Source organism: Moraxella haemolytica, assembly GCF_030177935.1.
GTDB classification, from domain to species: Bacteria; Pseudomonadota; Gammaproteobacteria; order Pseudomonadales; family Moraxellaceae; genus Moraxella; species Moraxella haemolytica.
On sequence record NZ_CP089974.1, the window covers coordinates 16,393 to 32,107 of the forward strand.

The following is a 15,715-nucleotide window of genomic DNA, read 5'->3' on the forward strand; positions in this document are numbered from 1 at the left end:
AAAATCACTTTCTAAGCCACCTATGCGGTGTAAGACGTCAATGTGGCACAAGGTGGTACAGACGACAATTTCTAAGCCACCTATGCGGTGTAAGACTTGGCGATATTATGACTAAATCGGTGGCAAGCTTTCTAAGCCACCTATGCGGTGTAAGACACCAAGAATCGGCAAAAACGAATTTCACGTGCTTTCTAAGCCACCTATGCGGTGTAAGACTTTGGGGTATTGGTTGGGCTGGTGCTAGGATTTTTCTAAGCCACCTATGCGGTGTAAGACTGTCAACGATGCCACGAATGCCACGAAAAAATTTTCTAAGCCACCTATGCGGTGTAAGACTAGATATTTTAGATAAAAAACCAATAAAATTCAAGGTAGTTAGCAAATTTTTTGCCAAAAAACCAATGATTTTTTCCCTAATTATAACTTATTGATTTTATTAAGTTTTTAAATAGTGCTAAAAATAAAGGGTGAAAATCACCATCTTTTTACACTTGATTATAAAATAGCTTTGCTCATAATTCAAACCTTCTTGACAATGACCAATCATTGTGGTTGAATTTAAAAAACTTTACATTGAGTTGCGGATAATGGACATCCTTAAACCTACTGACCTAAAAGCCATTCTGCATTCCAAACGAGCTAATATTTATTATCTGCAATATTGCCGTGTGATGCAAAAGGACGGACGGGTATTGTATCTGACAGAAGGTCAAAACGAGAATCTTTATTACAATATTCCAATCGCTAACACCACCTGTATTTTATTGGGTACAGGTACTTCCATAACTCAAGCGGCGATGCGACTATTGGCAAGTGCAGGGGTGTTGGTGGGATTTTGTGGGGGTGGTAGCACGCCTCTTTTTACTGGCTGCGAAATAGAATGGCTCACACCGCAATCTGAATACCGACCAACAGAATATGTACAAGGCTGGTTGTCGTGGTGGTTTGATGATGACAAACGCTTAATCATCGCCAAACAATTACAATTAGCACGACTTTGTTTTTTGCAAAAAGTTTGGCAAAAAGATAAAGACTTTAAATCTTATGGTTTTGATATTAAGGATGAGTTTGTTGCCAAACTGCTTGATCAATATCAAAAAGAGATTGTATTACAAGACAGTAATCATGATTTGCTTGCATTAGAAGGACGAATGACCAAAGAGCTTTATAAAATCGCCGCCCAAAGCACCCGCAATGCAGGATTTCATCGTGATGTTGATGGCATTGATAAAGCCAACCGGTTTTTAAATCATGGCAATTATTTAGCCTATGGTTTGGGGGCAACCACCACTTGGGTGCTTGGCATTCCGCACGGCTTTGCGGTGATGCATGGTAAAACAAGGCGTGGGGCATTGGTGTTTGATATTGCTGATTTAATTAAAGATGCGATTGTGTTGCCACTTGCTTTTATTTGTGCAAAAGACAATGCCAGTGAACAAGAGTTCCGCCAAGAAGTATTAAACTATTTTACCGATTATCATGCACTTGATTTTATGTTTGATACGGTTAAGGAAATGGCATTAACAAAGGATTTTTCAAAAAGAGAGGGGCAATGAATGTTATCTTTATTTCAGAGTGCCAGAAAAAAGCCTTAAATCGTACTCGCAAAGTATTGGATGCTTATGCCAACCGCATTGGCGGTAATGCGTGGCAAACTGCCATCACCGAAGAAGGTTTGGCGATGGTCAAAAAGCTACTTCGCCAATCGGCAAGCAAAAATACGGCAGTGAGTTGCCATCGCATTGCCACTCGAAATCGCACGGAACTGGTTTGGATGGTGGGCAATAAAGACAAATTTAATGAACAAGGGTTTGTACCCGTTAATTATACAGAAAAGGCAGTTTTTATGGATTTACCAATTGAAACCAAAGGTATTTTAGCCAATACACACGGACAACCATTAAGCCAGCATTTATTTGCGGTGGGCTATTTGGCATATCATATTATTGAAAAATTAAATATAGACAACCCTAATTTATCAAAATCAGCATTTATCGCAGGGATATTGCACGATATTGGCAAACTTGACCCCAAATTTCAAGAATGGGTAACAAAAAAATATAGTCCCAATAGCGATGATGAGTTGGATAATATCATATTGCCTGATGATGGTGTACATATTAGCAGTAATGATAAAGGGTTTTCTAAATTTAGTTTTGAAAAATATCCCCGTCATCACGAAATATCTTGGTTGTTGGCAAATTCTTTATTAAGAGATGAAAAATCATTAAATAAAAGTCAATTAAAACAAATCTTTCATGCCATTTATTGGCATCACACTCGTCCTTATCGTAAAAAAGAAGATGAAAAATATTTTGAAACCGCTCGTGGTATTGATAAAAAATGGCAAGAATATGTAAAATTAGCCCCATTAAAGAATCAAATTTCTGCTGTTTTTAAAGACATTCAATCTTATATTGAACATTTTGATTATCCTATTGCCCTACCAAAATTCAATGATGATTATGAATTAAGTGACAATGACCTACCAGATTATAGAGAATATGATAATTTAGCCGATAAAATTGATGAATTTACCGTTAATATTCAAGATAATGCCCTACATAATTTGGTGCGTATGGCGGTAATTAGTGCCGATAGAATGGTCTCTAAAATGTCGCCTGATGATTTGGCAGAATATTTGGCGGAAAAATCCTTAATTCACGCCCTAGATAATGAATTAAATCATGGCAATTTATTATCATCACATATTGAACATTGTTTAAATCAGTTTAATAAAAACCACCCCAATAGCGAAAGAAATAAAGCACAAACAATCTGTGCTGACCAATTAAAGTCGGTTGGCGAATATACAGGCTTTGACAAAAATTATATCGCCGTATTGCAAGGACCTGCTGGCTGTGGTAAAACCAAAATCGCCCTAGAATGGGCGTTTAAAACAGACGCCAAACAAATCATTTGGGTTTGTCCAAGAGTGCAAGTATGTTTGGGGATTTTGCAAGATTTAACAGGAAAAGATTATTTACCAAATGCCAGTATTGAAATTTTTACGGGCGAATACAAAAAGATTATAACAAATCATCAAACATTTGATGATGCATCTGATACCAACCCAAATGATTATTTTTCTGGGGATATTGTGATTACCACCATTGACCAAATGGTAAATCACATTATTTCTCATCAAAAAATTACGGGCTTATTAAAATTTATGCAATCACATATTGTGTTTGATGAGTTTCACGAATTAATTGTTCAGCCTGCCCTAAACTTATTATTTGCTGAACTGATTGAGATGAAAAAACATCAAAAACAGCATGCCAATACATTGCTGGTTTCGGCAACACCGCATTATTATTTCATTCAAAATGTATTGAAATTGGATAATAACGACATTGTCAAAATAGACAGTTTTAATACTGCTCAATATCGTATTTCTTTGCAATCTTATGACGAAACTTGTGAAAATAATCCATTGGTGCATCAAAAACAGGACAGTCAGAAAAAAACCTTTGTGATTAGCAATACCGCCCAAAATGCTCAAATCGGTTTTTTAGTACATCAAAATGATGAAAATGCCATTTTATTGCATTCCAAATATACTCGCCAAGATAAGGCGGATTTATTTTATCAAGTTTTTGAATGTTTTAAACAAAATGGCAATGGCGATTATGACATTTTGCGTAGTGGACCGATTGTACAAGCGTCATTAAATATTAGCTGTGAAAAAATGCTGACTGAAATGACGACCGCCGAAAATTGGTTACAGCGAATGGGGCGACTTGACCGTTTTAATTTAAATGGACAAGTAAATGATTATATTACTATTTACCCAAATTCTGCCATAAGCGGTAAACAAACCAGTAAAACCGCCAAATTTTTAGCCAATATGAATGGCTGGTACAGCAGTGTGGCTTGGCTGAATTTTTTACAAAATTATTTAAAAGATAAAGACACAGATACCGTTTACATCAATGAATTGTATCAAGTTTATGATAATTTTTATCAAAATGCACAATGCCAAGAAAAAATTCAAAACGATGTACTCGGTGCTTTAAAAGAAAGTGTGAAACTTATCAATGATAAAGTTACCGACCCAATCAGTACGCCTGCAAACAAAAAATCAAAAGACGGTGTGATGAAAATGTCTAAAACTTCATTGCGTGGCGATAATTGTTTTGTGCAAATGGCGGTGTGTGAAGTGGACAATCAATTAACACCAACATTTATTGATGAATATGCTTATGATGAAGATACCGACCATAGCGAAATTGTGGTTGGGCTGACTGAAAGCATCAATCGCATTCAAGGTGGGCGTTTTGAAATGCGAGACAGCAATAAAAACCTATTGGCATTTATGCACAAAAAACATCACAATATTATGAATACCAAATTGGGCGATAATCGCATTAAGGCAAGTAAATTTGATTGGGAATTATTAAAATTGGCTCGTTCGCCCCAATACCCAATTTATTTAAGTTATACGCCCAGTGATTTAGAACCGATTGGCGGAGAGCGAGAACGCCATGAGTTTGCGATGTATTATGTTAGATCAACCAAGCAACCTGTGGGAACAATGCCTATTCAGTTATTGAGAACCCCACAATCCGAAGATGGTGGGGTGGATGAAGCAGAATGAAAGAAACCACCTATGCGGTGTAAGAAACATAAAATACCACTATCAATTACTAAGCTACCTATGCGGTAGTTGCGTGTATTTTAGCACCTTTTGAAATATTTTTCTAAAATACCACTATCAAGGATTGATTTTTGAAAGGCAGAGTGTTACCATACAACCTTTGGTAAGGCTTTTGCCTTTTTCAATCGTTATTATTTATCAATGGAGCAAATAATGCAAAAAATTGCTGGTATTAAAAGCGTTGATTTTAAAATTCAAGCGTTTGGACACGGTGTGGTCAATTGGAATGGTCCGACTACATTAAGCAGTGAAGGGCGTACCGTGGATAATCACACTTTGCCTAAATTGCGTGGTTATAGCAATTTAACGGGCAAAATTAAAGATGAAACAGGCTACAAATACAAAAAAGAAGCGACCGATATTGATTTTAAACAAACGCCTTTATATATTAGCCAAAATTGTATTCGTCATCATTTATTCCGTGAACAAGCCTATGATTTGCACTTTGCCAATGACAAAGGCTTGGATAAAGTATTGGCATCGTTAACAGGATTAATTCGTGGTTATGTTGTGCCGGCCAGCCAATGCAAACGCACCAGCCCATTATTGTTGGAAGATTTTGTGGATATTTTGGGTAATGGTAATTTTGAGCAATTTGGACAAGCTGGCGAGAGAGACAGTTCATCGTTTTTCTCCAAAACCACTTTTGGTGATACTGAATATATCGCTTATGGTTCTATTAGCATTGAGCAATTACAATTTATTTCACTGGATAATAAATTTGACCGTTGTGCCATGATTATTAAAGACAACCAAGGCGAACAAATTGCCAAACAAATCCAAGATTTTATTCAATCTTTGGATAATACTCGCACGCCAAAAGCCACATTCCACGCTAATTATGTGCGTAAAGGCACGATTTATGAACAAGGCGAAGTGGGTATTTTATTGGACGATGTGGCGATTGATATTTTGATTGATACCACTTTAAATCTGATTCGTGATTTGGCAATTCGTCAAGCCAAAGGCTATATGTATGTAGATAATATTGAAGTGGATTATAATGACAGCAATAAAATGATGCGAATTAAACGCAGTCCTAATGAAGTCAAACCAGAACAATCAGGTCATTATGCAGTTTATTTTGAAGCCAAATGATATTGGGGGATGAATAATGCGAATTATCATTGAATATGAAGCCTCTTGGCGAAATTCTTTTTTGGACGGCTCTAATGATGAGCCGTTACCCAGAAAGGGGCGTAATTTTATTGGCTCAATGACCGAATTGAAAAGGCCTGAAAACTTTTTGCCTAGAGAAGTTAGTAAAAATACGGTGTTGGGGATTTTAAGTCGTTTGATTGGCGACCAAAGAAAATTGTATCAAGCACGGCAAAGCCAAGATTATTATTTTGCGGATTTGGAAGATTTTATTGATTTTAAAGATAATCCCAACATTATCAATCACGAAATTGCTTATATTCGCAATATGAAAGGCAGTACTGACCAAAATGCCTTTACAGGTATGATTAAAGTTAATGACCCGATATTTTTGTCAGATTATTCTTATGAATTTTGGAATGTATTGTCGTTAAATATTGATGAATTATGTGATTTTATTATCAATGATAAAGCAATTACTGATTTTAAGATTGATAATCCAATTTCACTTGACCCTATTGCTATTTTAAATCGCCTTGAAACCATTGGAAAATCCAAACCAGTGGACTGTATAGATGTCATTAAACGAGCGTCAGACAAATTAGCAAGTTTATTTGATAAATACAAGCCATTGAATACTAAAGGCTTGCAACTGATTTTACCAATGTATTGTTCGGCATTGTATTTGCAGATGCAGCGATTGGCAAAGCGTTTTGACATGACTACCGCCAAGTCTAGAATGGGTGGGATTAGTGGCATTTCTAATAATGGTTTTACGCCCAAAGATTTTATGGACAAATACACAACAGGGGCGAAAAAAATAATTTATGGTAATCCCTATGTGCGTGAAGAGTTTATCAAAGGTGAAGGTAAAATCAACCACACTTTAAAAAAGGTAAGCGGGCAACTGGAAATCATTTTAAATATTGAACCACAAAAAGCCATTGAGCTGAAACAAATGATTGATAATGCAGGCGTATCGTCATTTTATTTGGGCAAGAAGGGCTTGGCGTATGTAACAGACATTCGGGAGAAATAATGAATTATTATCTTGAAATCACGCTGATTGATGGTGAAAAATCATTATACGAATTGTGGGCAGCTTTGTATTTACAAGTGCATTTTTCATTGGTAGCAATGCAAAAAATGAATACTCACAATATTGGTGTCAGCTTTCCCAATTACCGTTTTATACAAAAAGACGGTAGAACTTTTGCCAGTTTGGGTGATAAATTGCGGATTTTTGCTGATGACGAAGAGCTTTTAGGGGTTTTTATGGCGGATTTGCAAAATCGCTTGAATGATTATGTAAAAAATTGGGAAGATTTTTTGCATTTTAAATCGATTAAAGCTGTTCCTGAAAACCATGGCCACGCCATTTTTAAACGCTACCATGCCAAAAACATGGAAAAAGTCGCCCAAGAATTTGCCGAATTTAAGGGTATTGATTTTGATACGGCTTTGACCCATTGCCAAACCCACAAAGCCCAGCCCAAACACCATCCGTTTATCCGCCTAAAAAGCGAAACCACAGGGCAAGATTTTTGTTTGATGATTGAAAAACAAACCGTAGAACAGGCTGTCATTGCTAAGTTTAGCAGTTATGGCTTAGGCGGGGCGAGCGTGCCTGATTTTTCATAACCATAAAAAACACAGTCGTTTTTGACTGTGTTTTTTATGAGTGGTAAGCTTAGCCTTTTTTTGTAATGACTTTGCGTACTTTTTCTCGTGCTCGGTCTTGTTTTAGGCGAGATAAATAGTCCACAAAAACAATGCCTTTTAAGTGGTCAAGCTCATGCTGAATGCACACCGCTAACAAACCGTCTGCTTCAACGCTAAATCCCTGCCCGTTTTCGTCCAGTGCTTCGATTCGCACTCGAGCAGGGCGTTCTACCGTATCGTACACCTCAGGAATGGACAGACAACCCTCTTGATAAGGAACAAGCTCATCGGTCAAAGGGGTAACTTTAGGATTGATATATACTTTTGGTTGTGGCTCTTCATCTTCTTTGGCAAGGTCCATCACCACTACTTGTATATGTCTGTCCACTTGCGTGGCAGCAAGTCCGATACCTCGTGCATCATACATGGTATCAAACATATCCTGAATTAAGGTCTTGATGTCATCATCAATGTTATCCACTTCTTTGGCGACCGTACGCAGGCGTGGGTCAGGGTAATTTAAAATCGGTAATAATGCCATAATAACTGCTCATTTTTTATTAAATCGTCCCATTATAATGCAAAGCCCAATGATTGGCAAAATTTATTGTTATATTGATGATAATTTCCCCAAAAGTCGCTTATTTTTGTGTAAAATGATCAGTTTGTATCATTCACCGGTCTTTTAGCCAAAAATATCTTTATCAGGAATAATGATGACAACACCACGCACCGCCCAGATTACCAGAAATACCGCCGAGACGCAGATTTTTGTGGCCATCAACATTGACGGTACAGGCATTAGTAAACTTGATACGGGTGTGCCATTTTTGGATCATATGCTAGAGCAGATTACCAGACATGGTCTGTTTGACTTAGAAATTAAATGTGTGGGCGATACTCACATTGACGATCATCATAGTGTAGAAGATATTGGTATTGCTTTGGGTCAGGCATTAAAAATTGCTTTGGGTGACAAAAAAGGCATTCGCCGTTATGGTCATTTTTATGCACCACTTGATGAAAGTTTAAGTCGTGTGGTGGTGGACATTTCAGGTCGCCCAAGTTTGCACATGGACATACCGTTCACCCGTGCTTATGTGGGCAAGCTCGATGTGGATTTATTTAGTGAATTTTTTTATGGATTGGTGAATAATGCTGCCATTACTTTGCACATTGATAACCTAAAAGGTAAAAATAGCCACCACCAGATTGAAAGTGTGTTTAAAGCATTGGCACGAGCATTGCGTATGGCGTGCGAGATTGATGAGCGAGCCAATGGTGCGTTGCCATCAACCAAAAATGTATTATAAGGTACTTTTTTATGACAAAAATTGCATTATTAGACTATGGCGTGGGCAATCTGTATTCGGTTGCCAATGCTCTAAAAAAGGTGGGTGCAGATGTCATCATTACTAATGAGCCTGCCAAGATTGATGTCTCTGACAAGGTGCTACTACCAGGGGTTGGGGCAATTGGTGATGCGATGCGTTACATGATGGATGCTGGTGTGGATGTGGCGGTCAAAAAGGCATTAAATGAAAAACCTGTCATGGCAATCTGCGTGGGTATGCAGGCGATGTTTGATTACTCAACAGAAGGTGGGCAAGTGCCATGCCTAAGCGTTATTGCAGGCAGTGTACAGCGATTTGATGCCAGCTGGACAGATAACGGGCAGGCTATTAAGATTCCGCATGTGGGGTGGAATGTGGTAAATGCCGATACCGACCATGTGCTGTGGCAAGGATGTGCTGGTAGGCACTTTTATTTTACACACAGCTACTACTGCGAGCCTAATTTTGATGATGAGAGAAATAAGGATATCATCGTGGCGACTTGTGATTATGGCAAGGTATTTTGTGCCAGTGTCATTAAAGACAATTTGTTTGTCACGCAATTTCACCCAGAAAAAAGCCATGATGCAGGTCTAAAACTACTATCCAACTTTGTTGAGTGGCAACTTTGATGTTTCATGTGGAACATTGATGGTGTCATGGGGTGTATGGTTTTTTGGTGGAATGCCAAACACACATAGAAGGACCAATAAACGCTCAAGAGAGTATTAAAAATAAAATGCACATCACATCCGATGTGCATTTTCATTTAGGTCAATAGCCAGTGGGATAGGCTTTTTTGAATAATGTCATCAGTTTTGCCAGCGGGCAAAGACCAGACTGCCATTTGTACCACCAAAACCAAAGCTGTTGCTAATGGCGTAGTTGAGATTGTTTACTTGTCTGGCTGTATGAGCGATGTAGTCTAGTGTACAGCGTTCATCAGGATTATCTAAGTTGATGGTGGGTGGCAAGGTTTGGTTTTGTAGGGCAAGCACCGTAAAGATTGCTTCAACCGCCCCTGCTGCACCGAGCAGATGCCCTGTCATGGATTTGGTAGAGCTTACCAAGATGTCATCGCCAAAGACGGCTTGAATGGCGGCACTTTCAGCGACATCGCCAGCAGGCGTGCTGGTGCCATGGGCATTAACATATCCAACTTGGTTAGCATCAATACCTGCATCATTTAGGGTATTTTTCATGGCACGCTGTGCTCCTTCACCATTCTCTGGTGGGGAAGTAATGTGGCTTGCATCATCGCTCATGCCAAAGCCAATCAGTTCTGCCAAGATGGTCGCTCCACGAGCCTTAGCGTGAGCTAGACTTTCAAGTACCAACGCACCAGCACCATCACCAAGAACGAAGCCATCACGGTCCTTATCAAAAGGGCGACTGGCTTTAGTTGGTTCGTCATTGCGAGTGGATAGGGCATGCATCGCTCCAAAGCCTGACATGCCAAGAGGTGTAGAGGCTTTTTCGCTACCACCGACCAGTACCGCATCCAGATCGCCATAAGCGATAAGACGAGCTCCAAGTCCGATGGCGTGTGTTGAGGTGGTGCAGGCGGTTGCGGTGGCAAGGTTTGCCCCTTTTAATCCGTGGCGAATCGCAATCAGACCTGCTGGCATATTAACAATTGCACCAGGAATGATAAAAGGTGAGACCTTTTTTACTCCATGTGTTTTTAAGGTGTCTCGGCTGCTTTCAATGGTGCCAATTCCACCGATTCCAGAACCCATCACGACGCCAAAACGCTCACCACCAACATTGATGGGTAGGCGATCGCCTTTGGTGCTGTCAATCAGACCTGCATGATGCAGTGCCTGTGCAGAGGCAACCTGTGCATAGCACATGAACTCATCATAACGGCGGACTTCTTTGGGGTTTAGATGCTCTTTGGCATCAAAGTCTTTCACCATTCCTGCAATTTGTGAGCGTAGTTCTTCAACAGGTGTGCCATCAAAAAAAGCATCAATCTTAGTAATGCCACTGATACCATGAGTAAGGTTATGCCAAATGGTGTCAAGGTCATTGCCCACTGGTGTGATAGCCCCCATGCCAGTGATGACGACACGCTGATGGTCTGGACGCTGGGAGTAAATGATTTTTTGTGTCATGGCGATATTCCATTAAAAATTGACTTGGCATCAAGTGCCAAGAGTGCATTCATGTTTTGTTACAAATTGCCTTATCTTAGCATGATTTTTTAGTGATGAAAAGTTTACAAGTGTATTTTTATGCTAATGGGTTTTATTGATGTTATTTGTTTGGTTGCATAAAATATCGTAGGTCTGTGCCGTGCTTTATCCGAAAACAAGACAATAAGCTATTGAGTTATTTAGAAGATGCTGAATTGATAGGGCTAATGGGTATCTGCTAATGAGTACTTGACTTGCTTTTACCCCTGATTGTTTGAGCTGTTTTGACTGTATTTAACAAACTGAGATAGCCCATAAGTTTGATGAATGCTCTTTATTATCAGATGATGGCTTGTTCAACGCTCACTGCATTAAGAATCATGTTTAATCCAGTGAATATAGGCTTATTTATTGGTAAAGTTGTCATCATGCCTTAAAAATAAAAACCGCAATTTATGTTATGCGGTTTTTGTTTTATGAAACGATAAGTTATTTAAGGAAAGCACACCTGACCTAGCACCACACTTTGACTTGCACCTGTTACACTTGGCAAATTGCCAGTACGCAAGAGCATGGTTTGGCGAGCTAGCCAAGCAAAGGCTAAACTTTCAACAAGCATGGGCGGAACACCCATGTCATCACTCAAATGAATCTGCCAATTAGGCAGATGAGTGGCAAGTCGTTCTATGAGATAGTCGTTTAACGCACCGCCACCACAAACGACCAGCTTGCCGTGCTTGGCGATTTGTAGTAGTGCATGAGCAACGCTGACGGCAGTCAAATCAATGAGCGTGGCTTGAACATCAGCGGCGGTGTAGGGAGTAGGATTTGTCTTGTCAAAGATACTTAGTTCTTGGTCAAGCCATGATAAGTTAAACTCTTCTCGTCCTGTGCTTTTTGGATAAGGTTGCCCAAAAAATGGGTGGGTTAATAGCTGACCAAGTAAATCGGGGATAATTTGCCCAGTTTTTGCCCAGTTGCCATCTTTATCAAAATCTTTCCCAGTATGGCGTTTACACCAGCCATCAAGCAATAGATTGGCACAACCTGTATCAAAGCCAATGGTTGCACGCTCGCCGTTAGATAATAAAGTAATGTTGGCAATACCGCCTAGATTTAGCACGGCTTTTTCGCCGTGTTCGTCAAAGTTGTTAAAAATTGCTTCGTGAAATGCAGGAGTAAGTGGTGCTCCTTGACCACCCACCGCCATATCACGGCGACGAAAATCACTGACGACAGCGATGCCGGTGCGTTCAGTCAATACATTTGGGTCGAGCAATTGGAGGCTAAAATGCCATTTTGGGCGATGACGCACCGTTTGTCCATGACAACCAATCGCACAGACGCTCTCGGCCTCTACTTTTGCCTTATGAAGCAGCTCCAGCACCACAGATGCCGCCAACTCACCATAAAACACACTCGCCCAGCCAAATACATCAAGCTCGCTTTCAAAAGCAAGACAATTTTTCTGAATGTAGTCGCTCACACCATTAGGTACAGTAAGAGCCAGTAGGGCGGCTTTTAGGTCGTCAGGAAAACGAACGCTATGGCTTTCAATGACCACAGGACGCTCATCATCGAATCGACACAAGACCGCATCCAAAGCATCTAAGCTTGTGCCGCTCATCATGCCGATGAAATAAGGCTGATTGTCTATGTTTGCCCAGTCTAAGGATTCGTGTTGTAGAAACTCGTTCATCATGATTTGCCATCGCAAAAAGTCAAAGCATAGCAAATTTTCCAAGAAATTGTAATCATCGTCGTAAAATGTAATGATTTTTTGCAAAAAAGGGATTTTTGGGGTCCAATATTGCTTGGTAGCAATAAATTTTAACCATATTGTGCTACAAACCCTCGCTTTTTAGACCTATAGTTTCATCATGGAACAGTAAGGCTCCATATTCTGTGTATTGTCACTATAAGGAACAATAATGAAAGCTCTAAAAACAATCGCCCCAGTTCTTGCCCTTGGTTTGGCTTTTGCAGGTACTGCACACGCACAAACGATGGACGCTCGTCAAGCCGATGCGACAGCAACCAAAGTTCGCCAAGTAACTTACCAATGCAACGCAGGTGGCAGAGTTACGGTCAATTTTGGCTTTAATAAGCACAATCTGCCAACTTTCGCCGAAGCTCGTTTGGGCGGTAAGACTCGGTTCTTGCCAATCAACTTGTCAGCATCGGATAATGTAGACACCAATTTTGGCGACGAGAACAGCTGGAACATCAGCACCGATGCTTTGACATTGAACAACTACCACAAGTCTAGCTTGATGGTACAAGATTCAGACTCAAGCATCGCTTACAAAAATTGCCGAGTCGTCAGCACTAAGAGAATTAAAGGCTGACAGTCAAAAGCCGATGTTGATTCTACAAAAAACAGCCCACACCCGGGCTGCCCCCCTTAAAAAACCCCATAAAAACCAACCACCTACAAACTTTCTACCACATTCTTAAAAAAACCTCTTTACAACCAAAAAAATCAAGGTATAATACCCACCACTCAAGCACAGCAAGTCATAAAAAACTTATTTAAATTCAATAAGTTAAAAAATTTGAGACGAGAATTAACAAATCTCAAAAAAAACTTTAAAATTTTTAAAAAAAGCTTGACACCAAATAAAAACAGCGTATAATACGCACTCATTCGCTGGACGACAACGAATGACACTATTTAAAATCCAAACTAAAGAACAACTTGTGTGGATTTTTGCTAATACAAGATAATACAAAAATTATCATTTATCAAGCAAAAATACTCAAAGTTAATTCATTTACACGATGAGCAAATTTGCTAGTAATAAATGAGCCAAGATTGACCCACTTAATGGGTTACTTAGAAAGATTAAACTGAAGAGTTTGATCATGGCTCAGATTGAACGCTGGCGGCAGGCTTAACACATGCAAGTCGAACGATGACGCTCTAGCTTGCTAGAGAAGATTAGTGGCGAACGGGTGAGTAATGCTTAGGAATCTGCCTAGTAGTGGGGGATAACGTAGGGAAACTTACGCTAATACCGCATACGTCTTACGAGAGAAAGGGGGCTTTTAGCTCTCGCTATTAGATGAGCCTAAGTCGGATTAGCTAGTTGGTGGGGTAAAGGCCTACCAAGGCGACGATCTGTAGCTGGTCTGAGAGGATGATCAGCCACACTGGGACTGAGACACGGCCCAGACTCCTACGGGAGGCAGCAGTGGGGAATATTGGACAATGGGCGAAAGCCTGATCCAGCCATGCCGCGTGTGTGAAGAAGGCCTTTTGGTTGTAAAGCACTTTAAGTGGGGAGGAAAAGCTAGTTGCTAATACCAGCTAGCCCTGACGTTACCCACAGAATAAGCACCGGCTAACTCTGTGCCAGCAGCCGCGGTAATACAGAGGGTGCAAGCGTTAATCGGAATTACTGGGCGTAAAGCGAGCGTAGGTGGCTGCTTAAGTCAGATGTGAAATCCCCGGGCTTAACTTGGGAACTGCATCTGATACTGGGTGGCTAGAGTAGGTGAGAGGGAAGTAGAATTCCAGGTGTAGCGGTGAAATGCGTAGAGATCTGGAGGAATACCGATGGCGAAGGCAGCTTCCTGGCATCATACTGACACTGAGGTTCGAAAGCGTGGGTAGCAAACAGGATTAGATACCCTGGTAGTCCACGCCGTAAACGATGTCTACCAGTCGTTGGGTCTCTTGAAGACTTAGTGACGCAGTTAACGCAATAAGTAGACCGCCTGGGGAGTACGGCCGCAAGGTTAAAACTCAAATGAATTGACGGGGGCCCGCACAAGCGGTGGAGCATGTGGTTTAATTCGATGCAACGCGAAGAACCTTACCTGGTCTTGACATACAGAGAATTCGCTAGAGATAGCTTAGTGCCTTCGGGAACTCTGATACAGGTGCTGCATGGCTGTCGTCAGCTCGTGTCGTGAGATGTTGGGTTAAGTCCCGCAACGAGCGCAACCCTTTTCCTTAGTTACCAGCGATTTAAGTCGGGAACTCTAAGGATACTGCCAGTGACAAACTGGAGGAAGGCGGGGACGACGTCAAGTCATCATGGCCCTTACGACCAGGGCTACACACGTGCTACAATGGTTGGTACAAAGGGTTGCTACACAGCGATGTGATGCTAATCTCAAAAAGCCAATCGTAGTCCGGATTGGAGTCTGCAACTCGACTCCATGAAGTCGGAATCGCTAGTAATCGCAGATCAGAATGCTGCGGTGAATACGTTCCCGGGCCTTGTACACACCGCCCGTCACACCATGGGAGTTGATCTCACCAGAAGTGGTTAGCCTAACGCAAGAGGGCGATCACCACGGTGGGGTCGATGACTGGGGTGAAGTCGTAACAAGGTAGCCGTAGGGGAACCTGCGGCTGGATCACCTCCTTAACGATATTATCTGATTAGCAAGAATTCACAACAAGTTGTTCTTTAGTAAGATGTTTAAAACGGGTCTATAGCTCAGTTGGTTAGAGCACCGTGTTGATAACGCGGGGGTCATAAGTTCAAGTCTTATTAGACCCACCATATTGGGGTTATAGCTCAGTTGGTAGAGCGCCTGCCTTGCACGCAGGAGGTCAGGAGTTCGACTCTCCTTAACTCCACCATATTTAAACATCAAAAGCATACATAAGCAATTTGATAAGAGATTTCTTATTTATGCTTTAACTTTATGAACTGACGAAGTTCATATCATTATTTAACAACGAAAATATGAGTCTGGGTTAATTATTTAATTCCAACAAATAATTAACCATTCCAATCACACTCCACTTCTTTTATAGAAGGTGATTGGATAAAGTAAAGAGAACTGAATCAAGCGTAAACATAGGT

At 40.6% G+C, this 15,715-nt stretch carries 11 protein-coding genes, 2 tRNA genes, 1 rRNA gene and 1 CRISPR repeat array (1 of these 15 cut by a window edge); of the genes, 11 read left to right on the forward strand and 3 right to left on the reverse strand.

Features of this window, described 5'->3' with window-relative positions; translation table 11 throughout:
* A CRISPR array of direct repeats spans positions 1-336; the repeat unit is 28 nt; unit sequence TTTCTAAGCCACCTATGCGGTGTAAGAC (it extends 1,313 nt beyond the left edge of the window).
* A gap of 251 nt (positions 337-587) precedes the next feature.
* The 5 genes from cas1f to cas6f all read left to right on the forward strand — a co-directional run bounded on the left by cas1f (position 588) and on the right by cas6f (position 7,399).
* Entirely contained in the window at positions 588-1,556 is a 969-nt protein-coding gene (gene cas1f / locus LU276_RS00065) for a type I-F CRISPR-associated endonuclease Cas1f (protein ID WP_284673692.1), read from the forward strand.
* Entirely contained in the window at positions 1,553-4,600 is a 3,048-nt protein-coding gene (locus LU276_RS00070) for a CRISPR-associated endonuclease Cas3'' (RefSeq protein WP_284673693.1), read from the forward strand. Before cas1f ends, LU276_RS00070 begins: the two co-directional genes overlap by 4 nt.
* Positions 4,601-4,813: 213 nt before the next feature.
* Complete coding sequence (gene cas7fv, locus LU276_RS00075) at positions 4,814-5,758, forward strand: type I-Fv CRISPR-associated protein Cas7fv (RefSeq protein ID WP_284673694.1); 945 nt, start codon at positions 4,814-4,816, stop codon at positions 5,756-5,758.
* 16 nt (positions 5,759-5,774) lie between these two features.
* Positions 5,775-6,797 (forward strand): type I-Fv CRISPR-associated protein Cas5fv, encoded by a 1,023-nt coding sequence (gene cas5fv / locus LU276_RS00080; RefSeq protein WP_284673695.1) that lies wholly within the window; start codon positions 5,775-5,777, stop codon positions 6,795-6,797.
* Positions 6,797-7,399, forward strand: coding sequence for a type I-F CRISPR-associated endoribonuclease Cas6/Csy4 (gene cas6f / locus LU276_RS00085; protein WP_284673696.1), 603 nt, complete (start codon positions 6,797-6,799; stop codon positions 7,397-7,399). Before cas5fv ends, cas6f begins: the two co-directional genes overlap by 1 nt.
* A 49-nt stretch (positions 7,400-7,448) precedes the next feature.
* Here the strand turns inward: cas6f and def are convergent, their stop codons facing one another.
* A complete protein-coding gene (gene def / locus LU276_RS00090; protein ID WP_284673697.1) occupies positions 7,449-7,961 on the reverse strand; it encodes a peptide deformylase in 513 nt (170 codons plus the stop codon).
* A 175-nt stretch (positions 7,962-8,136) separates the two neighbouring features.
* On the opposite strand from def, the gene hisB reads away from it, so the two are divergent.
* Positions 8,137-8,733 carry an imidazoleglycerol-phosphate dehydratase HisB gene (hisB, locus tag LU276_RS00095; protein ID WP_284674532.1) on the forward strand — a complete coding sequence of 199 codons (597 nt, stop codon included), beginning with the start codon at positions 8,137-8,139 and terminating at the stop codon, positions 8,731-8,733.
* Positions 8,734-8,744: 11 nt separating this feature from the next.
* The gene (gene hisH, locus LU276_RS00100; RefSeq protein WP_284673698.1) at positions 8,745-9,386 is read left to right on the forward strand and encodes an imidazole glycerol phosphate synthase subunit HisH; all 642 of its coding nucleotides are present in this window, start codon (positions 8,745-8,747) and stop codon (positions 9,384-9,386) included.
* A gap of 180 nt (positions 9,387-9,566) precedes the next feature.
* Here the strand turns inward: hisH and fabF are convergent, their stop codons facing one another.
* Positions 9,567-10,871, reverse strand: coding sequence for a beta-ketoacyl-ACP synthase II (fabF, locus tag LU276_RS00105; protein WP_284673699.1), 1,305 nt, complete (start codon positions 10,869-10,871; stop codon positions 9,567-9,569).
* Positions 10,872-11,385: 514 nt separating this feature from the next.
* Positions 11,386-12,594: an anhydro-N-acetylmuramic acid kinase gene (locus tag LU276_RS00110; protein ID WP_284673700.1), complete on the reverse strand. Its 1,209-nt coding sequence runs from the start codon at positions 12,592-12,594 to the stop codon at positions 11,386-11,388.
* A 229-nt stretch (positions 12,595-12,823) separates the two neighbouring features.
* Between LU276_RS00110 and LU276_RS00115 the strand changes: the two genes are divergently transcribed.
* From LU276_RS00115 to LU276_RS00130, 4 genes are all read left to right on the forward strand, one after another.
* Positions 12,824-13,240: an ACP-like domain-containing protein gene (locus LU276_RS00115; RefSeq protein ID WP_284673701.1), complete on the forward strand. Its 417-nt coding sequence runs from the start codon at positions 12,824-12,826 to the stop codon at positions 13,238-13,240.
* 499 nt (positions 13,241-13,739) lie between these two features.
* A 16S ribosomal RNA gene (locus LU276_RS00120) occupies positions 13,740-15,271 on the forward strand.
* Between the two features lie 61 nt (positions 15,272-15,332).
* Positions 15,333-15,409: transfer RNA gene (locus LU276_RS00125), tRNA-Ile, on the forward strand.
* Between the two features lie 4 nt (positions 15,410-15,413).
* Positions 15,414-15,489 (forward strand) — tRNA-Ala (locus LU276_RS00130).
* Positions 15,490-15,715: the final 226 nt, after the last annotated feature.